At 68.0% G+C, this 21,015-nt stretch carries 24 protein-coding genes; 13 read left to right on the top strand and 11 right to left on the bottom strand.

Annotated elements, in window-relative coordinates:
• Window positions 1-67: 67 nt before the first annotated feature.
• From cls to GH266_RS22020, 5 genes are all read left to right on the top strand, one after another.
• On the top strand, window positions 68-1,519 hold the full coding sequence (gene cls, locus GH266_RS22040; protein WP_158195757.1) for a cardiolipin synthase: 1,452 nt from the start codon (window positions 68-70) through the stop codon (window positions 1,517-1,519).
• A 101-nt stretch (window positions 1,520-1,620) separates the two neighbouring features.
• Window positions 1,621-2,334: an alanyl-tRNA editing protein gene (locus GH266_RS22035; protein WP_158195756.1), complete on the top strand. Its 714-nt coding sequence runs from the start codon at window positions 1,621-1,623 to the stop codon at window positions 2,332-2,334.
• A gap of 47 nt (window positions 2,335-2,381) precedes the next feature.
• Window positions 2,382-3,224 (top strand): 3-mercaptopyruvate sulfurtransferase, encoded by an 843-nt coding sequence (sseA, locus tag GH266_RS22030; protein WP_158195755.1) that lies wholly within the window; start codon window positions 2,382-2,384, stop codon window positions 3,222-3,224.
• A 152-nt stretch (window positions 3,225-3,376) separates the two neighbouring features.
• On the top strand, window positions 3,377-5,047 hold the full coding sequence (locus GH266_RS22025) for a formate--tetrahydrofolate ligase (protein WP_158195754.1): 1,671 nt from the start codon (window positions 3,377-3,379) through the stop codon (window positions 5,045-5,047).
• Window positions 5,048-5,368: 321 nt separating this feature from the next.
• A complete protein-coding gene (locus GH266_RS22020) occupies window positions 5,369-5,662 on the top strand; it encodes a GIY-YIG nuclease family protein (protein WP_158195753.1) in 294 nt (97 codons plus the stop codon).
• 209 nt (window positions 5,663-5,871) lie between these two features.
• Here the strand turns inward: GH266_RS22020 and GH266_RS22015 are convergent, their stop codons facing one another.
• The 6 genes from GH266_RS22015 to wrbA all read right to left on the bottom strand — a co-directional run bounded on the left by GH266_RS22015 (window position 5,872) and on the right by wrbA (window position 11,167).
• The gene (locus tag GH266_RS22015) at window positions 5,872-6,402 is read right to left on the bottom strand and encodes a GNAT family N-acetyltransferase (RefSeq protein WP_158195752.1); all 531 of its coding nucleotides are present in this window, start codon (window positions 6,400-6,402) and stop codon (window positions 5,872-5,874) included.
• A 27-nt stretch (window positions 6,403-6,429) separates the two neighbouring features.
• Window positions 6,430-7,905, bottom strand: a complete 1,476-nt coding sequence (locus GH266_RS22010; protein ID WP_158195751.1) for an MFS transporter — start codon at window positions 7,903-7,905, stop codon at window positions 6,430-6,432.
• Window positions 7,902-8,771 carry an RNA polymerase sigma factor SigJ gene (gene sigJ / locus GH266_RS22005; RefSeq protein ID WP_158195750.1) on the bottom strand — a complete coding sequence of 290 codons (870 nt, stop codon included), beginning with the start codon at window positions 8,769-8,771 and terminating at the stop codon, window positions 7,902-7,904. The genes GH266_RS22010 and sigJ overlap by 4 nt, the downstream gene beginning before the upstream one ends.
• Before the next feature lie 22 nt (window positions 8,772-8,793).
• Complete coding sequence (locus GH266_RS22000; RefSeq protein ID WP_158195749.1) at window positions 8,794-9,222, bottom strand: carboxymuconolactone decarboxylase family protein; 429 nt, start codon at window positions 9,220-9,222, stop codon at window positions 8,794-8,796.
• 98 nt (window positions 9,223-9,320) lie between these two features.
• Entirely contained in the window at window positions 9,321-10,544 is a 1,224-nt protein-coding gene (locus GH266_RS21995) for an MFS transporter (protein ID WP_158195748.1), read from the bottom strand.
• The gene (gene wrbA / locus GH266_RS21990) at window positions 10,541-11,167 is read right to left on the bottom strand and encodes an NAD(P)H:quinone oxidoreductase (RefSeq protein ID WP_158195747.1); all 627 of its coding nucleotides are present in this window, start codon (window positions 11,165-11,167) and stop codon (window positions 10,541-10,543) included. The genes GH266_RS21995 and wrbA overlap by 4 nt, the downstream gene beginning before the upstream one ends.
• Window positions 11,168-11,280: 113 nt before the next feature.
• On the opposite strand from wrbA, the gene GH266_RS21985 reads away from it, so the two are divergent.
• Window positions 11,281-12,189: a LysR family transcriptional regulator gene (locus GH266_RS21985; protein WP_158195746.1), complete on the top strand. Its 909-nt coding sequence runs from the start codon at window positions 11,281-11,283 to the stop codon at window positions 12,187-12,189.
• A gap of 6 nt (window positions 12,190-12,195) precedes the next feature.
• On the opposite strand, the gene GH266_RS21980 is transcribed toward GH266_RS21985, so the two are convergent.
• The 5 genes from GH266_RS21980 to GH266_RS21960 form a co-directional block, all read right to left on the bottom strand.
• Entirely contained in the window at window positions 12,196-12,615 is a 420-nt protein-coding gene (locus tag GH266_RS21980; RefSeq protein WP_158195745.1) for a MarR family winged helix-turn-helix transcriptional regulator, read from the bottom strand.
• A 60-nt stretch (window positions 12,616-12,675) separates the two neighbouring features.
• Window positions 12,676-13,161 (bottom strand): nucleoside deaminase, encoded by a 486-nt coding sequence (locus GH266_RS21975; protein ID WP_209001505.1) that lies wholly within the window; start codon window positions 13,159-13,161, stop codon window positions 12,676-12,678.
• The gene (locus GH266_RS21970) at window positions 13,158-13,532 is read right to left on the bottom strand and encodes a DMT family transporter (protein WP_158195744.1); all 375 of its coding nucleotides are present in this window, start codon (window positions 13,530-13,532) and stop codon (window positions 13,158-13,160) included. The genes GH266_RS21975 and GH266_RS21970 overlap by 4 nt, the downstream gene beginning before the upstream one ends.
• A 52-nt stretch (window positions 13,533-13,584) precedes the next feature.
• Window positions 13,585-13,905, bottom strand: a complete 321-nt coding sequence (locus GH266_RS21965) for a DMT family transporter (RefSeq protein ID WP_158195743.1) — start codon at window positions 13,903-13,905, stop codon at window positions 13,585-13,587.
• Between the two features lie 345 nt (window positions 13,906-14,250).
• Window positions 14,251-15,123 carry a LysR family transcriptional regulator gene (locus tag GH266_RS21960; protein WP_158195742.1) on the bottom strand — a complete coding sequence of 291 codons (873 nt, stop codon included), beginning with the start codon at window positions 15,121-15,123 and terminating at the stop codon, window positions 14,251-14,253.
• A gap of 76 nt (window positions 15,124-15,199) precedes the next feature.
• Here GH266_RS21960 and GH266_RS21955 point away from each other — a divergent pair, with 76 nt between their 5' ends.
• The 7 genes from GH266_RS21955 to GH266_RS21925 all read left to right on the top strand — a co-directional run bounded on the left by GH266_RS21955 (window position 15,200) and on the right by GH266_RS21925 (window position 20,985).
• A complete protein-coding gene (locus GH266_RS21955; protein ID WP_158195741.1) occupies window positions 15,200-15,937 on the top strand; it encodes an NAD(P)H-dependent oxidoreductase in 738 nt (245 codons plus the stop codon).
• A 388-nt stretch (window positions 15,938-16,325) separates the two neighbouring features.
• Window positions 16,326-17,033: a corrinoid protein gene (locus tag GH266_RS21950; RefSeq protein ID WP_158195740.1), complete on the top strand. Its 708-nt coding sequence runs from the start codon at window positions 16,326-16,328 to the stop codon at window positions 17,031-17,033.
• Window positions 17,034-17,036: 3 nt separating this feature from the next.
• The gene (locus tag GH266_RS21945; protein WP_158195739.1) at window positions 17,037-17,705 is read left to right on the top strand and encodes a DUF1638 domain-containing protein; all 669 of its coding nucleotides are present in this window, start codon (window positions 17,037-17,039) and stop codon (window positions 17,703-17,705) included.
• A gap of 188 nt (window positions 17,706-17,893) precedes the next feature.
• Window positions 17,894-18,541: a type B chloramphenicol O-acetyltransferase gene (gene catB / locus GH266_RS21940; protein WP_158195738.1), complete on the top strand. Its 648-nt coding sequence runs from the start codon at window positions 17,894-17,896 to the stop codon at window positions 18,539-18,541.
• 253 nt (window positions 18,542-18,794) lie between these two features.
• Window positions 18,795-19,139 (top strand): virulence factor, encoded by a 345-nt coding sequence (locus GH266_RS21935; protein ID WP_158195737.1) that lies wholly within the window; start codon window positions 18,795-18,797, stop codon window positions 19,137-19,139.
• A complete protein-coding gene (locus tag GH266_RS21930) occupies window positions 19,136-20,032 on the top strand; it encodes a methylenetetrahydrofolate reductase (RefSeq protein WP_158195736.1) in 897 nt (298 codons plus the stop codon). The genes GH266_RS21935 and GH266_RS21930 overlap by 4 nt, the downstream gene beginning before the upstream one ends.
• On the top strand, window positions 20,029-20,985 hold the full coding sequence (locus GH266_RS21925) for a methyltetrahydrofolate cobalamin methyltransferase (protein WP_158195735.1): 957 nt from the start codon (window positions 20,029-20,031) through the stop codon (window positions 20,983-20,985). The genes GH266_RS21930 and GH266_RS21925 overlap by 4 nt, the downstream gene beginning before the upstream one ends.
• Window positions 20,986-21,015 lie beyond the last annotated feature (30 nt).

Genomic DNA, 21,015 nt, shown 5'->3' with positions numbered 1-21,015 from the left:
CCTGCCTTGTATTTAGGCGGGTTCCTCCCTACCGTCTTCCCCCGACCCTCGTATCAACCGAGTTGAGATGATCCGCGATTTCGATCTCGCCGAGGCGCTCGTCGCCAACCTGCCGATCATCGCCGCGCTCACCTTCGCGCTGTATACGCTCGCTGCCGTCTGCGCGGTGCGCGAGGTGCTGCATTCGCGCACCTCGCAGGGCTCGATCGCCTGGCTGCTGTCGCTGCTGTTCCTGCCCTTCCCCACCGCCTTCCTCTACCTCGTCTTCGGCTGGAAGCGGTTCGAAGACTATGGCGAGGTCCGCACCTATGCCGGCCGCGCCACCCGTGCGGCGCGCGCCGGCGAGCTGCGGCTGGCCGATGCCACCACCAGCACCAGCTGGCCGGTGCTCACCCGCATCGCCCAGATCCCGTTTCTCGCCGGCAATTCGGTCGAGTTGCTGGTCGACGGCCCGGACACGTTCGACTCGATCTTCGCCGGCATCGCCAGGGCGCGGCACGAGGTCCTGGTGCAGTTCTTCATCATCCGCGACGACGGGCTCGGCCAGCGGCTGGCCGAGGTGCTGACCGAGCGCGCCGAGGCGGGTGTGCGCGTCCACGTCCTTTACGACGACGTCGGCTCCAAGGGCCTGCCGCGCAGCTATCGCCGCCGGTTGCGCAAGGCGGGCGTCCAGATCGCCGGCTTCAACCAGCGCCACAAGTGGCTGCGCTTCACCGGCCCGATGCGCCTCAACTACCGCAACCATCGCAAGATCGTCGTGGTGGACGGCGAGACCGCCTGGGTCGGCGGGCACAATGTGGGCGACGAGTATGTCGGCCTGTCGAAGGAATTCGGCCACTGGCGCGACACCCATGTGAAGGCCGCGGGACCTGCGGCCATCGCCTGCGCCCTCTCCTTCTGCGAGGACTGGCACTGGGCGACCGGCACGCCGATCCGCCCCTATCTGCCGGTGCCGATCCCCCAGCCGGGCGACGAGCCGGTGCTGGTCATGCCGACGGGCCCGGCCGACCGGTTCGACGACTGCGCCATCGCCTTTTCCGAAGTCATCGCCCGGGCGCGCGAGCGGCTGTGGATCGTCAGTCCGTATTTCGTGCCGGAAGAAGCCATCCAGACCGCGCTGATGGCCGCGTCCATGCGCGGCGTCGACGTGCGCATCCTGCTGCCCGAAAAGGCCGACCACCGGCTGGTCTGGCTGGCGAGCTACGCCCATGCCGACGACATGGTCGACTACGGCATCAAGGTCTATCGCTACACCTCCGGCTTCCTGCACCAGAAGGTGATCCTGGTCGACGAGGCGCTCGCCGGCATCGGCACCGTGAACTTCGATTCCCGCTCCTTCCACATCAATTTCGAGGTGACGCTGTGGTTCACCCACGAGCGCTCCATCGGCAAGGTGGAGCGGATGCTGGAGCGCGATTTCGCCAATGCGCGGCCGACGACGCCGGAGGATCTGGAGGTGCGCTCCTTCGCCTTCCGCCTGATCGCCCAGGCCGCGCGGCTGTTCTCTCCGATCCTTTGAGGCGGCAGATCCTCGCCGCCGCGGATGGTTGATTGCCGGAGCCGATCGGATAGGCTGGCGCTCCTGCCTGAATCGCATGGCTGACCGACCGGGGAACTTTCATGACGGACCTGCTTTTTCGAGACGATGCCTATCTGCGCAGCTGCGATGCACGGGTGACCGCCATCACCGACCGCGGCGGCATCGTCCTCGACCGGACCGTCTTCTACGCGACCGGCGGCGGGCAGCCGGGCGACAGCGGCCGGATCGAGCTTGCCGACGGCCGCCAGATCCCGATTGCCACCACCGTCTATGGCGAGGACCGCAGCCAGATCGTCCATGTTCCGGCCGAGGGCGAGACGCTCCCGGCCGTCGGCGACAACATCGTGCTGCATCTCGACTGGGACCGCCGCTACCGGTTGATGCGCGTGCACACCGCGCTGCACCTGCTCTCCGTCGTCCTGCCCTTCCCCGTCACCGGCGGCCAGATCGGCGAGGGCGAGGGCCGTCTCGACTTCGACCTGCCCGAGGGCAGCCCGGACAAGGACGAGGTCGCGGCGAAGGTCAACGAGATCGCCGCCGCCGACCATGCGGTCACCACCGACTGGATCACCGACGAGGAGCTGCTGGCCAAGCCCGAGATGGTCAAGACCATGAGCGTCAAGCCGCCGATGGGCAGCGGGCGCGTGCGGCTGGTGCGCATCGGCGATGTCGACCTGCAGCCCTGCGGCGGCACCCATGTCAGCCGCACCTCGGAGATCGGCCCGCTCATCGTCACCAAGATCGAGAAGAAGGGCCGCCAGAACCGGCGCGTGCGCATCCAGCTCGCCGACTGACGCTCCTCCCCCTCTCCCCTTCCATCGCTCCAGCGAGGCTTTCAGCAATGGCGCTTTCCCCGCTCGTCTCGACCCAGTGGCTGGCCGACAAGATCGCCTCGCCGGATGTCGTTGTCGTCAATGCCTGGCTGCCGCCGGTGGGCCAGCCGGACGTGCCGCCGGAATATCCGCAAGGCCACATTCCCGGCGCGGTGTTCTTCGACGTCAACGCGGTCGCCGACACGACCAGCGACCTGCCGCACATGCTGCCGCCTGCGCATGTCTTCTCCTCGATGATGCGCCGCATGGGCATCGGCGACGGCCAGACCATTGTCGTCTATGACGGCGTCGGGCTCTATTCGGCCGCCCGCGTGTGGTGGATGTTCCGCGCCATGGGCGTCACCCAGGTCTTCGTGCTCGACGGCGGCCTGCCCAAGTGGAAGGCGGAAGGCCGCCCGGTGGAAGACGGCGCGCCCGCCCCGCGCGGCGAGCGGCACTTCACCGCCCGGCTCAACAACGGCCTCCTCGCCGATCTCGACAAGGTGGCGCAGGCGCTCCGCAGCGGCCAGCAGGTGCTGGACGCCCGCTCGCGCGGCCGGTTCGCAGGGCGCGATCCAGAGCCACGCGCAGGGCTTCGCAGCGGCCACATGCCCGGCGCACTGAACCTGCCCTTCACCGAGCTGATGGAAGACGGCCGCCTCAAGCCGGCCGAGGAACTGGCCGCTGCATTCGACGCAGCCGGCATCGACCGCTCGCGCCCCGTCATCACCAGCTGCGGCTCCGGCGTCACCGCCGCGATCCTGTCGCTGGCGCTCGCCATCACCGGCCACGACCGCTCCGCCGTCTATGACGGGTCCTGGACCGAGTGGGGCGGGCGCGAGGACATGCCGCTCGCCACCGGCGAGGACTGACCGCATTTTCACCCGCAGGACGACGATTGCGCGATGCCGGCATGTCGGATCGCAAACAGTCGGCCCTGCCCTCAGCCTCTAGGATCGGCTTTCCAAATCGAACGATAGACGGCGGCAGATGAAACGACCGCCCGGGGAGAGGACAGTTTGCCATGGCCAGTGACATCGAGATTGCCCGCGCAGCCAGTCTGAAGCCGATCGCCGAGATCGGCGCCAGGCTCGACATTCCCGCGGACGCCCTGGAAAGCTACGGATCGACCAAGGCCAAGGTCCGCTCCGACTTCATCAAGGGCCTGTCGGACCGCCCCGACGGCAAGCTGGTGCTGGTCACCGCCATCAACCCGACGCCCGCCGGCGAGGGCAAGACCACCACCACGGTGGGCCTTGGCGACGGGCTCAACCGCATCGGCAAGCGCGCGGCGATCTGCCTGCGCGAGCCCTCGCTCGGCCCCTGCTTCGGCATGAAGGGGGGCGCTGCCGGCGGCGGCCATGCGCAGGTCGTGCCGATGGAGGACATCAACCTCCATTTCACCGGCGACTTCCACGCCATCACCTCCGCCCACAATCTGCTTTCGGCGCTGATCGACAACCACATCTACTGGGGCAATGCGCTCGGCCTCGACACGCGGCGCATCACCTGGCGCCGGGTGATGGACATGAACGACCGGGCGCTGCGCCAGATCGTCTCCTCGCTCGGCGGCGTCGCCAACGGCTTCCCGCGCGAGGCCGGCTTCGACATCACCGTCGCCTCCGAGATCATGGCGATCCTCTGCCTTGCCAGCGATCTCGCCGACCTGCAGAAGCGGCTCGGCGACATCATCGTCGGCTATCGCCGCGACCGCAGCGCGGTCACCGCGCGCGACTTGGAGGCGGACGGCGCCATGACCGTGCTGCTCAAGGAGGCGATGCAGCCGAACCTCGTTCAGACGCTGGAGAACAATCCGGCCTTCGTGCATGGCGGCCCCTTCGCCAACATCGCCCATGGCTGCAACTCGGTGATCGCCACGAAGACGGCCCTCAAGCTCGCCGACTACGTGGTGACAGAGGCGGGCTTCGGCGCCGATCTCGGCGCGGAGAAGTTCTTCGACATCAAGTGCCGCAAGGCGGGCCTCAAGCCCGACGCGGCGGTGATCGTCGCCACCGTTCGGGCGCTGAAGATGAACGGCGGCGTCGCCCGCGACGCGCTGGGGCAGGAAAATGTCGAGGCGCTGGTGCGCGGCTGCGTCAATCTCGGCCGCCACATCGAGAACGTGAAGAGCTTCGGCCTGCCGGTGATCGTCGCCATCAACCACTTCGTCAGCGATACGGATGCGGAGGTCGCAGCGCTTCAGGCCTATGCCGCCGAGCAGGGCGTCGAGGCGGTGCTGTGCCGCCACTGGGCCGACGGCTCGAAGGGCACCGAGGCGCTCGCCCGCAAGGTGGTCGAGATGGTCGAGGGCGGGACCTCCAACTTCGCGCCGATCTATCCCGACGACATGCCGCTGATGGCGAAGATCGAGACCATCGCGAGCAAGATCTACCGCGCCGACGGCGTTGCCGCCGACAAGTCGGTGGTCGAGCAGCTCGAGCGCTGGGAGGCGGACGGCTTCGGCCATCTGCCGGTCTGCATGGCCAAGACGCAGTATTCCTTCTCCGCCGACCCGACCTTGCGCGGTGCGCCGACCGGCCACATCGTGCCGGTGCGCGAGGTGCGCCTTTCGGCCGGCGCCGGCTTCGTCGTGGCGATCTGCGGCGAGATCATGACCATGCCGGGCCTGCCGAAGGTGCCGTCGGCCAACCACATCCGCCTCGACGCAGACGGCCAGATCGAAGGGCTGTTCTAGGTCGTGAACTCATAATTCTGGCGAGAAACGGTCTGCGCGAACCTGATCGGATACAAGGAGCAAGTCCGCAGGAAACCGTCCGGTTTTCAAGGTCTTGCGACGCTGTTGCCGGCAGGTTCGCCCAGACCCGAAGGGCGTCGGCCCGACTTCGATCTGCGGCGTCGGATCGCTCGGCCGGGGGACCTGCCCCGGCCATCACGCTCCTCCTGGCATATCATTGCCGGGCCAGACGCCGTTTCCGGCACAATTATGAGTCCACGACCTAGGCGCTCTGGCGGGGCGGCCGAGGGGTGATCGGGTGACGCCAGTCAGGGAGGGCGGATGCGCGATCACAACTACTATGTCTACATTCTGGCAAGCGGCGTCGGCGGGACCCTCTACACGGGGGTCACCAACGATGTTGCACGCCGGGTTTCGGAGCATCGCGACAAGGTCGCGCGCTCCTTCACCGGCCGCCACGGCGTCACGCACCTTGTCTATTTCGAACATCATACCGATGTCGAAGCCGCCATTCGGCGCGAAAAGCAGATCAAGCGCTGGAAACGAGCCTGGAAGATAAGGCACATCGAAGAACATAACCCCGACTGGCGCGACCTCTTTCACGGCCTTCCATAGTCCGCCATGACGACACGCAGGCAGCACCCCACCCTCCGCCTGTCGTCCCGGTTTCGGCGCAGCCGAAGACCGGGACCCAGTAACCCCGGACGTTTCCGCTCAAGCCGTAAACACCGCGAAGAAGCCCCCGGCCCTTTCGCGTCACCAACACCGCCAGCGGATACTGGATGCCTGCCTTCGCAGGCATGACAGCAGAGAAGGTGGCCGCCTCAACGGCGGGACGGCAGGCGCGCGCGCCAGATCCGGTCGTCGTCGATCCGCTCGCCGAGCCGGAACGTGCAGCGCCCGGCCTCCTCGAACCCGTAGCGGGCGTAGAAGCGCTTCGCCCGCTCGTTGTGATCGAACACGGTCAGGTAGACTTCGCCGACGCCATCTGCGGCCGCAGTCTGCAGCGCCCATTGCATCAGCCGGTCGGCGACACCCCTGCCCTGCCAGTCGCTGAGGACGTAGAGCTGCTGCAGCTCCAGCGCGCCCGGCTGCGGGTCGACCGCCGGCGCCCGCAGCGGCGTCAGCTTGGCGTAGCCGACCGGCTGCCCGCCGCTCACCGCGACTTGCCAGCGTATCCCGGCCGCCCCGAAATCCTGCGACATCGCACCGCCGGGGCGATACATCTCCTCGCAGAACACCTCGAAGGCCGCCGTGTCGTAGCGGTCCGCGAACGTGTCGGTGAAAATCCGCCGGGCGACCGGCAGCAGGCGTTCGAGCAGATCGGCATCCGGCTCGACGAACGCGACGGACATTGCACTTCCCTTCATTGTCTGCGGCCCTCAGGCGGACCGGATGACCGCCTTCCGGAACGAGGCGCTGCGCATCGCGAGGATGCAGGCCAGCGGGGCGAGCGCGACGGTCGCGAACAGCCAGCGTGCCGCATTCGCCACGTCCATGCCACCGGACGACGTGCCGCCGCCGGCCAGATTGACCGCAAGCCCCGCAATGGCCGCGCCGAAGGCGGTGGCGCAGAGCTGCACCGTCATGATCGACGAGGCGGCGTTGTCGGGCTCATCCGGCGGGGCCACATGCATCACCATCGCCGACAGATGCGGGTAGGCGAGACCGACGCCCGCCCCGCCGGCGATCAGCGCGGCGCAGATCAGGGCAAGCCGCAACACGTCGCCCGCCGGACCGGAAACAAGACCGGACACAGGATCGGCCACAGGATCGGCCACAGGCAGAACCAGCGCCAGGGCAAGCATCGAAGCGAGCGACAGCACCGGCCCGGCACGCACCGCGAGGGTGCGGCGCGCACCCTGGAGCCCGGAGGCGAGGATCGCAGCCGCCGTCCAGCCGGCCGACATCACCGCCGCGATATAGCCGGCCTGGAGCGGCGAGCGGCCATGCAGCTCCTGCAGGAACAACGGCAGGAAGATCTCCGTGCAGGTGACGGTCATGGCCAGCAGCGCCGACGTCGCATAAAGGCTCCCCAATGCGCCGGGCAGCCGGAAGGTCTCCCTCGGCAGCAGCTTTCTCGCCCCCTTCCGCTCCACCACGACGAACAGCACCACCAGCAGCAGCGCGGCCAGCATCCCGGCAACGGTCGACACGATGCTCTCGCCGATCCCGCCCCAGGACGCGGCGAAGACGGCAATCGTCAGCAGCGCGAGTTGGACGAGGGGCAGCGGCTCGGCCGGCCTTGCGTCCCCTTCGCGCGGCGGCAGGACGAGAAACGCGGCCACAGCGATCAGCGCGGCAAAGGGGACCAGGGCGAGGAACGCCCCACGCCACAGGCCGAGCTCGGCGAAGATCCCGCCCACCGCCGGCCCGAGCAGGGTGGCGATGCCCCACATGCTGGACAGCAACGCCAGCGCGCGAGGCCATAGCGGTTCGGCATAGACCCGCCGGACCATCGCATAGGCCAGCGCCAGCAGGATACCGCCGCCCAGCCCTTGCACGAACCGGCCGGCCAGCATGACCGGCATCGAGCCGGCAGCGGCGCATGCCAGCGTCCCGATGATGAAGACCGCCGCCGCCACGCCATAGCCGCCGCGCGGCCCGGCCTTTGCAAGTACCGGCGAGGACAGCGCCGCGCCGAGGATCGAGGCGATCACGAACAGCGTCGTGTTCCAGGCATAGAGATCCAGCCCGCCGATCTCGCGCACGACGGTCGGCAGGATCGTCGTCGAGATGTAGAGATTGACGGCATGCAGGGCGACGCCGCCGCTCAGGGCGAGCGAGCGCACGAGATTGCCGCCGGAGAGCAAGTCCGCCCAGCCGGGCGAGGCTGTGACGACACGCGCTTCGGTCATTGGATCGTCCTTTCGGCATCCTGAAGGCGCGCCAGCTTGTCCGGGTTGCGCATGATGTAGATGCCGGTCAGGCGCCCCTCGGCATCGCAGGCAAGGCTCACCGAGGCGACGATCTCCGGCCCGTCGAGGACCAGCGCGCCGCGCGCGCCGTTGATGTCGATGTGCCGCCACTCGTAGTTGGACCAGTACTCGCCGAGCCGTCCGCCGACGAAGGCCAGCACGTCGGCCTTGCCCGAGAGCGGCTGCAAGAGCGCCAGCACCTTGCCGCCGCCGTCGGTCTTCAGCTCGATGTCTTCCCGCATCAGGCTGGCGAGCTGCGCCGTGCTTCCCGTCGTGATCGCGGCGCGGAAGGCGGCGAGCAATTCGTCCTGACGGGCTTTCGGCACGACGGCGCCCGGTTCCTCGCGACCGATGCGGCTGCGTGCACGCGACACCAGCTTGCGGCAGGCCGCCTCGGTCACGTTCAGCGCCGCCGCCACGTCCTCATAAGGTTGGTCGAAGATCTCGCGCAGCAGATAGGCGGCGCGCTCCTTCGGCGCGAGCCGTTCCAGCACCAGCATGAAGGCGAGCGAGAGCGTCGACGACAGCTCCGCCGCCTCTTCCGGGCCATCGTCGGTCATCGTCTGGATCGGCTCCGGCAGCCACGCACCGACATAGTCGACCCGCGCGCGGCGCGCCGATCTCAGCATGTCGATGCACCGGCGCGTGCAGGCGGCGGTGAGCCAGCCGGCGGGGTTGGAGATGGTCGCGCGCTCGCTTGTCTGCCATTTCAGGTAGGTGTCCTGAACCGCATCCTCGGCTTCGGCACGCGAGCCGAGGATGCGGTAGGCCAGACCTGTCAGGAACGGGCGCCGTTCTTCGAACAAGGCTGTCTCGGGCGAGCGCATGTCAGTGCGTCGAGACCTGGATGCGGTTCCACAGGTTGATCATCGCGACCGTCGCGGTCAGGGCGCTGATCTCCGCCTCGCTGAAGTGCTCGCGCAGCTGGGCGCGCAGCACGCCGTAGTCGGTCTTGCGGTCGAGCTGGGTCAGCGCCTCCGTCCAGGCCAGTGCGGCGCGCTCCTTGGCGGTGAAGTCGCCGACATGCTCCCACACGGTCAGGCGGTCGAGGCGTTCGTTGGTCTCGCCGTCGTCGCGCGCTTCCTTGGTATGCATCTTGACGCAATAGGCGCAGGCGTTGAGCTGCGAGGCCCGCAGCTGCACCAGATGGTGCAGCATCCGGTCGAGGCCGTGCACGTCGATCGCGCCGTGCACCTTTTCCAGCGCGCCGAAGACATCGGGGACGTTCTTGTAGTGATTTACCGGCTTGGTCGTCATCTCAAGGCTCCATTTGCGTGTTGTATCCCCTTGACGATTGAGCCCGTCCGTTTGTGACGTGCCCGCCGGAGATTTTCCGGGTACCGCGCCGGCCGCGCTCATCGCGCTCCTCCGCCTCTCTCGGCATTCGGCACTGCGATGCGGTGCGCGAAGGCTGCGACCACGGCCACCGCCATCAGGGCCGCACCGGCGACGATGACGGCGGCCGAGCTCCAGCCGAACCGGTCGATGGCGCTGCCGACGGCAATGGGGCCGAGGATCTGCCCCAGGTTGCTGCCCTGGACGACCAGGCCGATCACCACGGGCACCAGGGCGGTCGAGGAGGCGACGATCGGCGCAGACGACAGGATGGTTGCCGGGATCAGCCCGCCCACGGCCGAGAACAGGACGCACAGGAGAAACGTCGCGGTTGCCGGCAGCAGGGGCAGGAAGATGCCGAGGCTCGCCGCGCCCATGATCAGGCAGGCCCCGATCAGCAGCGCCGGCCGGCTGACGCCCCGCGACAGCATCACGCCCGCCGCCAGGTTGCCGATCACGTTGACGGCGGAGGCCAGCGCGCTGAGCAGCCCGGCTGTGCGGTGGGAGACACCCATCTGCTCCATCAGCAGCACCGGCAGGAAGCTGAACAGCGCGAAGAACATCAGGCTGTAGAGCGCGAGGGAGACGGCGAGCCCGACCGCCCCGGCATTGCCGAAGACCGCCGCCGTATCGTCCCGCAGGCGCCGCCATGACCAGGCGTGGCGCTCGCGGGAGGCCGGCACGACGAGCGGCACCAACAGGCAGAGCGCCAGGGCCAGCCCGCCGCTCGCCCACCACATCGCCCGCCAGTCGTCGAACATCGGCCCGACCAGCATCGCCGCCGCCAAGCCGAGCGGCATGAAACAGCTCCACAGCGCGAAGGCGAGGTCCCGGTCGCCGAGCCGGGAGACGCGCCCGAGCAGCGACGGTGCGGCGACGATGATCAGCAGGAACCCCGCGCCTTCGACGATCCGCGAGACCATGAGCATCGCAAGACCTGCAGACAGCGCCCCGGCTGCCGCGCCCGCCGCCGTGACCAGCAGGCCGGCGACCAGGACGCGGCGCGCGCCGAGACTGCCGACCAGCGCCCCGGTCGGGATGCCCCCGACCAGCCCGATCAGGGCGAAGACGCCGGTCAGCCAGCCCAGCGCCGCAAGGCTTATGCCGAGATCGCCTTCCAGCAAGGGTGCTGCGATGGGCGCCTTTCCCACCTGCAGCGCCGCGACGATCCCGGCCCCGACGATCAGGCCGACGGCCGCCCATCTGGTGGAGGACGGCTCCGGCCTTGCTGCGGCGGTCGTCATACCGCCCTGCCCTGCCGACCGGCGGCAAGAGCCAGTGCGATCTCGGCGACATGCCGTCCCTGGAAGCGGGCACCATTGAGCTCGTTTTCGCTCGGGTCGCGATGCCCGCCATTGCCGTCGTCCGCCAGGGTCGAGGCGCCATAGGGCGAGCCGCCGGTGATCTCGTCCATCCGCATCTGCCCCTTGAAGCTGTAGGGCAGGCCCACGATGATCATTCCGAGGTGGAACAGCACTGTCTGCGTCGACTGGATGGTCGTCTCCTGCCCCCCGTGCTGACTGCCGGTCGAGGTGAAGACGCTGCCGACCTTGCCGACCAGCTTGTCCTCGAACCAGAGGCCGCCGGTCTGGTCGAGGAAGTTCTTCATCTGCGAGGCCATGTTGCCGAACCGCGTCGGCGTTCCGACGATGATCGCGTCGTAGTCGGCGAGCTCCGCGACGGTGGCGACCGGCGCCCCCTGGTCGACCTTGTAGCCGGACTTTTCGGCGACCGCCTCGGGCACCAGTTCGGGCACCCGGCGGATGGCGACGGACGCGCCGGCCTGGCGGACGCCGTCCGCCACCGCTTCGGCCATCGTCTCGATGTGACCGTAGGAGGAGTAGTAGAGCACGAGAACCTTGGCCATCGTTTCAACCTCACGTCTGATTGCGCCTGATTGCGAATGAGGCGGAGGTTGCCCGCAAAGATCGTGCGGTTTAAGTGATATAAAATCTATCAACCCGTTCATCTGGATTGATCATGCTCGATGCCCTGACCCTCGACCAGATGCGCACCTTCGTGACGATCGCCGAGAGCGGCAGCTTCCGGGCCGCCGCCAGGAAGCTCTCGCGCGTGCAGTCGGGGGTGAGCGTTGCCATCGCCAATCTCGAAGCGCAGCTCGGCGTCGAGCTGTTCGACCGCTCGGGCCACCGGCCCGTCCTGACGCCTCAGGGCCGGGCGCTGCTCGGCAATGCGCGCGACATCATCGTTCGCGTCGATGCCTTGCGGGCGAAGGCGCGCGGCTATGCGGGAGGCGTCGAGACGGAGCTCACCGTCGCGGTCGACACGCTGTATCCGCTGCAGCAGGTCGGCCGGGCGATCTCGCGGATGCGGCAGGACTTTTCGTCTGTGTCCGTGCGGGTGCGGGTCGAGCCGCTCGGCGGCCCGCTCGACGCGCTTAAGCAGAAGCGCTGCGCCCTCTCCGTCATGGTGGGCGAGGATTTTCGCGACCCCCGCATCCGCTTCGATGCGCTGACGTCGATCAGCCAGGTCGCCGTGGCCGCGGCAACGCATCCGCTCGCGGATGGCGAGCCCGGCCGGCCGCTGGAGGTGCTGGATCTCGCCGACCATCTCCAGGTCGTGCTGTCCGACCCCTCCGCGATCTCGGAAGGGCGCGACTTCGGCGTGCTTTCGCCGCAGACCTGCCGGGTCAACACCCAGGACGCCAAGCACAGCCTGATCCTCGGCGGCGCGGGATGGGGGCGCCTGCCCTTCTGGCTGGTGGAGCGCGACATCGGGCAGGGCCGGCTCGCACGGCTCAATATCGGCGCGCTGGGGCGCAATGGCGAAACCGCGTCGCAGGCCTATCTCGCCCACCGGCTGGACGAGGCCATGGGTCCGGCGGCCCGACGCCTTGCCGACCTTCTCATCGAAATGGATGGCGCCTGAAGCGCGTCAGGCCGCCTGCCCCGCGCTGGCGAAGGCTGCGGCAAGCGCCTCGGCCCCTCCGTGCCGCGCCATGGCGGTCTCCAGCGCCTTTTCGTAGTGCGGCCGGGCGGCCGTCAGATGCGCGCGCCCCTTGTCGGTCAGCACGGTGTAGACGCCGCGCTTGTCGTCCGGGCACAGGTCGCGGACGGTGAGGCCGCCGCGTTCCAGACGCTCCACCATCCGCGACACCGAACTCTGGTTCAGCTGCAGATGCGCGGCCAGCTCCTGCATGCGCAGCTCGCTTTTCGGCGCCCTTTCAAGGGCTTCCAGCGCGCGGTAGTCCGACAGGCCGAGGCCGTACTGGTCTTGCAGGATCTTGCCCAGCTCGGCTTCGACGGTCGCGACCGACTGAACCAGCCGGAGCCAAAGATCGCCTCTTGCGGACATGCGCACTCTTTCCCGAACGATTGACGCCGAACAAAAATGTATGCTCATGCAACAAGGCTTTCAAGCCTCCAGCGGGCCATCCGGCTTCGCGCCGAAGCTTGCGAAGGGCAACAGGCTGTCGGCAACCGCGAGCTTGCTCGCCGCCGGCATGCGCCATGTCGTCGGGTCCTGGGCGAACAGCCGGTAGCTCCCGCGATAGTCGAAGCCATGCGCTGCCGCCTCCTCGCGGTCGGCCGCAAACAGCACCTGTGCGATGCCCGCGTAGAGCGCGCTCATGTAGCACAGCGCGCAAGGCTCTCCGGAAGCCAGCAGCGTCGTCCCGTGCAGCTGGGTTGTGCCGTGCCGGCGGCAGGCATCGCGGATCGCCTCCACCTCGGCATGGGCGGTCGGGTCGTGATGCTCCCGGACGCGGTTGACACCGCGCCCGAGAACCACGCCGTCCCGGTCGACGACAAGGGCCGTGAAGGGAATGCCGCCGTCGTGGACATGCTGCACGGAGAAGCCGACAGCCTCCTCCATGAGCTCGGTGAGGCGTGCGGGGGTCATGCCGCCTCGCCCTGCAGCTTGGCGCTGTCGGCGAGCTTGAGCCAGACCACGCCGATGATGATCACCGCCAGCCAGAAGGTCTGGATCAGCGTCAGCGGCTGGTCGAGCAGAGCGCTGCCGAAACCCGCCGCGCCGACCGAGCCGATGCCGGCCCAGACCGCATAGCCGATGCCCACGTCGATGGTCCGCAGGGCGGCGCTGAGGAAATACAGCGTCAGCAGGAAGAAGACGACGGCGGACACCGACCAGCTCAGGACGGTGAAGGCCTGGCTGCCGCCGACGCTGAGCGCATAGCCGACCTCGAAGACGCTGGCCAGCAGGAGCATGCCCCATGCCGCGCCGACGCTCTGGGTGTTCTTGTTGGTATCCATGATGTTCGGTTCCTTTGATCGGGAGAAACTGTTCGGGAGGACTTGCCGGGCTTTACGCCGCACCGCTGAGGCGCAGGCCGACGACGCCGCCGATGACGAGGATCATGCCCAGCGCCTTCTTGGCGTTCAGCGTCTGGCCGAAGAACATCGCGCCGAGGATGACGATCCCGACCCCGGAAACCGACGTCCAGATGGCGTATCCGACGCCCACGTCGAAGGTCAGCAGCGCAAGGCTCAGGAAGAAGGTGGCGATGGCGCCGCTGACCAGCGTCGCGAGGGTCCACCACAGGCGGGTGAAGCCCTTCGCGTTGCCGGCGCTGATTGCGACCGCGATCTCGAAGAGGACGGCAATTCCAAGATAAAGCCAGCTCATTGCATGTCTCCTTTGGTGATTTTGGGCGTGAAAGGGCGGATGCCGGTCAGGCGAACCGCCCGGCCCCATTTGCTTGCATGTGCATGCATTATCTTATGCCCATTCCCGCTGTCAATATATATGCATGCGCAAGCATATTTTTTTGAGCAGCCGGAGGCCGGGCTTCGGCCCGTGAAGCGAGGCGACCGACGGCCGGGGCGGCAGCGCTTCGCGCCCCTCGCGTCAGACGTGACCGGGATCGCACCTATCGGGGATGCGTTGAAGTGAGGGATTTTTCATCGTCTTGATCACCGCAGGTGATCAGGCCTGCCGGCGGCGGACCCGCCGGCCGTCAGCGCAGGAGACTCAAAGTCTCTCCTTGAACTGCCTGTCTTCGCCGAGAAATTCCAGGACCCTGCGCACCCGCGCAAGGTCCTTCAGGTCCGGGTGGATCAGGATCCACAGCGGGATTCCAAGCTCCTCGATCACCGGCCCGCAGCGGCGCAAGGCCTCGTCGGCATCGCCGAGATAGCAGGGCAGCACCGCCCTGCCCGCGCCGGCACGCACCGCCGCGTGGATCCCCAGCGTTCCCTCGACCCGCATCCACCTCTCCCCGCCCGCCTGCCGGCGCAGCCAGTGCTCGTACTGGACGTAGTTCATGGAGGCGGCCGGGCCGATCCACGGCAGCCCGGCATCGTCCGCGATATGCGCCGGGGCATAGACCGCCTGCCGGATCGTGCCGAGAGCGCGCCCGAACAGATGCGGCTCCGGCGCGGTGGTCGGACGCACGGCGATATCCGCTTCGCGCCTTGCCAGATCGTGCAGGTCGTTCGACAGCCGGACCTCGACCGAGACGGCCGGGTTCTGCGCGTGGAACCGGGTCAGCACACCCGCGATCAGCCCGGAAAACAGCGCATCCGTGGTCGTCAGGGTGACCAGGCCCTCCGCCCGGCGGTCGAGGTCTGCAAGCTGGCGTTCGGTCGAAACAGTCAGATCCTCGAAGGTCTTCGCTGCGGCAACGACCGCCTCCCCGGCCCCCGTCAGCGCGTATCCGCTGCGGTGCCGGTCGAACAGCCGCGTTCCCAGCCGTTCCTCGATCGCATTGAGCCGGCGAAACAGCGTCGCATGACTGCGCCCCGACTGGCGGCCGGCCAGCGTCAGCGAGCCGGCGCGGGCGATCTCCAGCACGAGCCGATAGTCGCTCCAGTCGAGCCGGTCTTGCAAAACTGCAAACTCCATCTGCGATATCGACAGCAAGCTTATCATTTCCGCAAGATAAGCTGAAGCGAACGTCCACCTTTCAGAGGAATTCCTCATGCACGTTCGCATCATCCAGGCGCATCCCGATCCCGGCTCCTTCAACGCCGCCATGTCGTCCGCGGCGTCAAAGGCGTTGGCCCGCGACGGCCACACGGTCAGCCTGCAGGACCTTTACGCCTCCGGCTTCGATCCGGTCGAAAAGGGCGCGCATTACCGCGACAGGCTCGATTCCGGCGCCTTCTCGCCGCTCGCCGAGCAGCGCCACGCCTGGCAGAGCGGCAGCGTTCCCGCCGATGTCCTTGCCGAGATTGCCGAGTTGGAGCGCGCCGACCTCCTCGTGCTCCAGTTTCCGCTGTGGTGGCACGGTCCGCCGGCGATGCTGAAGGGCTGGTTCGACCGCGTCTTCCTGAGCGGCGGCCTCTACACCAGCCGCATGCGCTACGACGCCGGCCATTTCCGCGGGCGCCGCGCGGTGCTGTCCGTCACCACCGGCGCGCCGGAGAGCGCCTTCGGGCCGGGCGCCCGCGGCGGCGACTTCGCCACGATGCTCTGGCCGCTGCACTACTCCCTGCACTATCTCGGCTTCACGGTCCTGCCGCCCTTCACCGCCTGCGGGGTGCAGGGGCACGGCTATTCCTATGAGGACGAGGACACCCAGAAACAGCGCCTGCGCTCCGTGCTCGAGGCCTGGGGAGCGCATGTCGCGGGCACCGACGCCCTGCCCGCTCTCCCCTTTCCCGGCTGGCAGGACTGGGACGCATCCGGCCAGCCGAAGAGCCGGCAACGGGCCTAGGTCGTGAACTCATAATTCTGACGAGAAACGGTATGCGCGAGCCTGATCGGATACAAGGAGCAAGACCGCAGGAAACCGTCCGGTTTTCAAGGACTTGCGACGCCGTTGCCGGTAGGCTCGCACATACCCGGAGGGCGTCGACCCGGCTTCGATCTGCGGCGTCTGACCGCTCGGCCGGGGGACCTGCCCCGGCCATCGCGCTCCTCCTGGCATATCATTGCCGGGCCAGACGCCGTTTCCGGCACAATTATGAGTCCACGACCTAAGTCGCTCCCGCGACTCCGCATGTCGCATTGAAGATATCGACGGGAGGCGGTGCGACCCAGTGTACTGGGAGCAGGCCCGTACGCGAGCCCTGTCCCCCGAACGCGCAAACGGAGCGCCCGCGATGTCGCAAGAAGACGATCTCGATCTCAGGTCGCTGTCGGACGAGGAACTCGTCGAGCAGATGCATGACGATCTCTACGATGGCCTCAAGGACGAAATCGTCGAGAGCGTGGAGATCCTGCTGGAGCGCGGCTGGACGCCCTACGCGATCCTCACCGAGGCATTGGTCGAAGGCATGCGCATCGTCGGCGTCGACTTCCGCGACGGCATTCTCTTCGTGCCGGAAGTGCTGATGTCGGCCAATGCCATGAAGGCGGGCATGGGGCTGCTGCGCCCGCTGCTGGCCGAGACCGGCGCGCCGAAGGTCGGCAAGATGGTCATCGGCACCGTCAAGGGCGACATCCACGACATCGGCAAGAACCTCGTCTCGATGATGATGGAGGGCGCCGGCTTCGAGGTGATCGACATCGGCATCAACAACCCGGTCGAGAACTATCTCGCGGCCATCGAGGAGCACAAGCCGGACATTCTCGGCATGTCGGCCCTCCTGACCACTACCATGCCCTACATGAAGGTCGTCATCGACACGATGATCGAGAAGGGCATCCGTGACGACTACATCGTCATGGTCGGCGGCGCGCCGCTCAACGAGGAGTTCAGCCAGGCCATCGGCGCCGATGCCTATGGGCGCGACGCGGCCGTCACCGTCGAGCTCGCCAAGGACCTGATCGCGCGCAAGCACAACCAGCTGGCGGCGCGGGCGGGCTGAGCCATGCAGGCGGTGCTTCCGGGCGCGGGTGGAGGTGGGACGGCACAGGCCGCCGCCCGTCTTGCCGAGGCGCCCGGCACCGCCCGTGAAAAGGTGAAGGTCATCGCCTGCGGCGCGCTCGCCCGCGAGATCCTCGCCATCATCGAGGCCAACGGCCTCACCCATGTGGAGCTGCACTGCCTGCCGGCGCAGCTGCACAACCGCCCGGAGAAGATCCCGGCCGCCGTGCGCGCCGAGATCCGCAAGGCGAAGCGCGACCACACCCGCATCCTCGTCGGCTACGGCGATTGCGGCACCGGCGGGCTGCTCGACAAGGTTCTGGCCGAGGAAGGGGTGGAGCGGATCGAGGGCGCCCATTGCTACGCCTTCTTCGCCGGCCTCGAGGTCTTCGATGCGGAAGCCGAGGCCGAGCCCGGCACCTTCTACCTCACCGATTTCCTCGCCCGCCATTTCGAGACGCTGGTGATCCGCCCGCTCGGGCTCGACAGCTACCCCGAGCTGCGCGACGCCTATTTCGGCAACTACACCCGCCTGCTCTACCTGGAACAGGCGGCGGATCCGGACATCGAGGCGCGCGCCCGCGCGGCGGCCGAGCGGCTCGGCCTTGCCTATGCCAAGCGGGTCACCGGCTACGGCCTGCTGGAAACGCGCCTCACCACGCTCAGTACCTGATCCCGCGCGCCCGCCGCCGCTTTGCACGCCCCTGTTGCATCCGTGTCCTTGCGCCGCCTCGTCCGCATGCTAGAAGCGCGGTCCCGGCGGCACGGACGGGTCTGCGTGGCATGAGCCGCAGGACCGGTCCCCTCATCCCATCCAACGGGCCGGAAAGGGCCCAGCCTCGCGACAGAGGACGACCTCCCGTGAGCAATTTTTTCGAAAGCCCCTTCAAGGGCAAGCTGCTGAGCGAGCAGGTGACCAACCCCAACATTTCGGTCGGCCGCTACAGCTACTATTCCGGCTATTATCACGGCCATTCCTTCGACGACTGCGCCCGCTACCTGATACCCGACCGCGACGATGTCGACCGGCTGGTCATCGGCAGCTTCTGCTCCATCGGCACCGGCGCCTGCTTCATGATGGCGGGCAACCAGGGCCACCGGATGGACTGGATCTCCACCTTCCCGTTCTTCTTCATGTCGGAGGAGCCCGCCTTCGCCGATGCGGAGAGCGGCTACCGTCCGTCCGGCGACACGGTCGTCGGCAACGACGTGTGGATCGGCGCGGAAGCGATGATCATGCCCGGCATCCGCATCGGCCACGGCGCGATGATCGGCAGCCGAGCCGTCGTCACGAAGGACGTTCCCCCCTACGCCATCGTCGCCGGCAACCCGGCGCGCGAGATCCGCAAGCGCTTCTCCGACGAGGAGATCGCCATGCTGCTCGAGATGGCGTGGTGGGACTGGCCGATCGAGCGGATCGGCCGCGAGATGCGCAACCTGTGCTCGGGCGACATCGCCGGCCTGCATGCCCGCTGGAAGACGGAATCGAAAGACCGGCCACAGGGCTGATCCTCACGCCCCGCACAACGACAGGCACGCCCGCCGGGAGCCTAAAGCACCCGGCGGGCGTGTCGCTTTCGAGCGCCCGTCTGCCGCTTTCCTCGTGCCCGCCGAAAGCCCGGCTTTCCGCGCGTCCCGCCGCTGTCGCTTTCTGACTTTCCGGTGTCGTCTGTGCACCGATGAGATGGCCGGCCGAAGGCATCATGATGCTCGAAAGTGCGGGAGCGAGAGGCGTTCCCGGCCGGTTTGCAGGGCTTCTCCCTTGGCGCAGAAAACCATCGTCTACTGGCGTGACATCCCGGCCCAGGTGCTGGTCCGGGCCGGCCGCGCCAGCGCCCGCCGCGAACTCCCCGAACGCTTCATCCAGGCTGTCGACCGCTGCGCCATGCGCGTCGGCGCCAAGGACAGCGATGCCTATCTGGCCGAGTGGCGGCGGGGCGATCCCGTCGCGGTCGGCGACGATCTCGAGGCCGAAGCGGAGGCGGCGCTCACCGCCCTCGTTGAGGCCTATCCGCCGGAGCGGCTTGCGGCGCTCGTCGCAGCCGAAGGCTTTGATGCGGCCGCCTCCCCCTCTCCCGACCACGCCAGCACGGGACCGGCGACATGACCGACCACCGCCTCAACGATTTCGGGCGCCTTGCCGCCTCCACGGAAATGTCGCCCCGCCAGGTGGTGGAGAAGCCGGAGCTGCTCCGTCTCGTCCCCGCCGGCACGCGGCTTTACCTCACCGATCTCGGCAATGTCGGGGAGGACGACATCGTCCGCGCCGCCCGCAAGGTCACCGATGCCGGCCTCGTTGCCGTGCCGCACATGGCCGCGCGCCGCTATCCCTCGCTCGTCGCCTTCGAGTACCGGCTGACCCGCCTCGTCGCGGAAGCCGGCGTGCGGGAGGTGCTGGCGGTGGCCGGCGAGGCGCCGACGCCCGGCCCCATCGCCTCCTCCGTCGCGATGATCGAGACGGGCCTGTTCGACCGGCTCGGCATCACCCGCATCGCGGTTGCCGGCCATCCGGAGGGCGCGCCGGAGATCTCGCGCGAGACCATCCGTGCCTTCCTGCTGCGCAAGCACGAGCTCGCCTCGCAAAGCGACGCGGAGTTCCACATCGTCACCCAGTTCGGCTTCGATCCGCAGAAGGTCAGCCTCTGGCTCGACGAGATCGCCGCCTGGGGCAACCGCTTCCCCGTGCATATCGGCGTCGCCGGCCCGGCCAAGATGACCACACTGCTGAAATACGCCGCCTTCGCCGGGGTGGAGAACTCGCTCTCCTTCCTGAAGAAGCGGGGCGGCGCCGTCGTCTCCATGCTGTCGGGCTACGATCCGGAGAGCATGGTCGGCCCGCTGGAGCTGCGTGTGCAGACCCAGCCCGAGACCCGGCTGCAGCAGATCCACGTCTTTCCCTTCGGCGGCCTGACCAAGACGGCCGACTGGCTCAGTGCCCGCGGGAGCTGGACGTTTCCCGCCGCTGGCGCCGAGACTTTTCCCGCAGAGGTAGCTCAATGACCCGTACCATCGTCGCCTCGGCCACCCGCGAGATCGTCATCGGCTTCGACCAGCCGTTCTGCGTGATCGGCGAGCGGATCAACCCGACGGGGCGCAAGAAGCTCGCCGCCGAGATGATCGCCGGCGACTTCTCGACCGTCGAGAGGGACGCGCTCGCCCAGGTCGCCGCCGGCGCCACCATGCTCGACGTCAATGCCGGCGTCACCGCCGTCAATCCCAACGAGACCGAGCCCCCGCTGCTGGTCAGGACGCTGGAGATCGTACAAAGCCTCGTCGACGTGCCGCTGTCCATCGACAGTTCGGTGACCGCCGCCATCGAGGCCGGCCTTCGGGTCGCCAAGGGCCGCCCCCTGGTCAATTCGGTCACCGGCGAGGAGGAAAAGCTCGAGGCGATCCTGCCGCTCGTGAAGAAATACAACGTGCCGGTCGTTGCCATTTCCAACGACGAGACCGGCATTTCGGAAGACCCGGACGTGCGCTTTGCGGTGGCCAAGAAGATCGTCGAGCGCGCCGCCGATTACGGCATTCCCGCCCATGACATCGTCGTCGATCCGCTGGTCATGCCGATCGGCGCCATGGGCAGCGCCGGCCAGCAGGTCTTCCGCCTGCTCCGCCGGCTGCGCGAGGAGCTGAAGGTCAACACCACCTGCGGCCTCTCCAACATCTCCTTCGGCCTGCCTCACCGGCACGGCATCAATGCCGGCTTCATCCCGATGGTGATCGGCGCCGGCATGACCAGCGCCATCATGAACCCCTGCCGCCCGCAGGAGATGGAGGCGGTGCGCGCCGCCAACGTCCTGACCGGCAACGACCCCAACTGTTCCGACTGGATCATGACCTATCGCGACTACAAGCCGGGCGCGGAAGGCGGCCCGGCGGCCGCTCCCGCCTCTGCCTCCGGCAGCTCCGGACGGCGCGGCGGACGCGAGGGACGACGGCGGGCCAGCACTTGAACGAACGGGCGACAACGAGGACGGGCGAGG

The sequence above is a fragment of the Stappia indica genome (assembly GCF_009789575.1).
GTDB lineage: Bacteria > Pseudomonadota > Alphaproteobacteria > Rhizobiales > Stappiaceae > Stappia > Stappia indica_A.
Note: the sequence above shows the minus strand (reverse complement) of the source record. Positions and strands in the feature narration are given on the sequence as shown.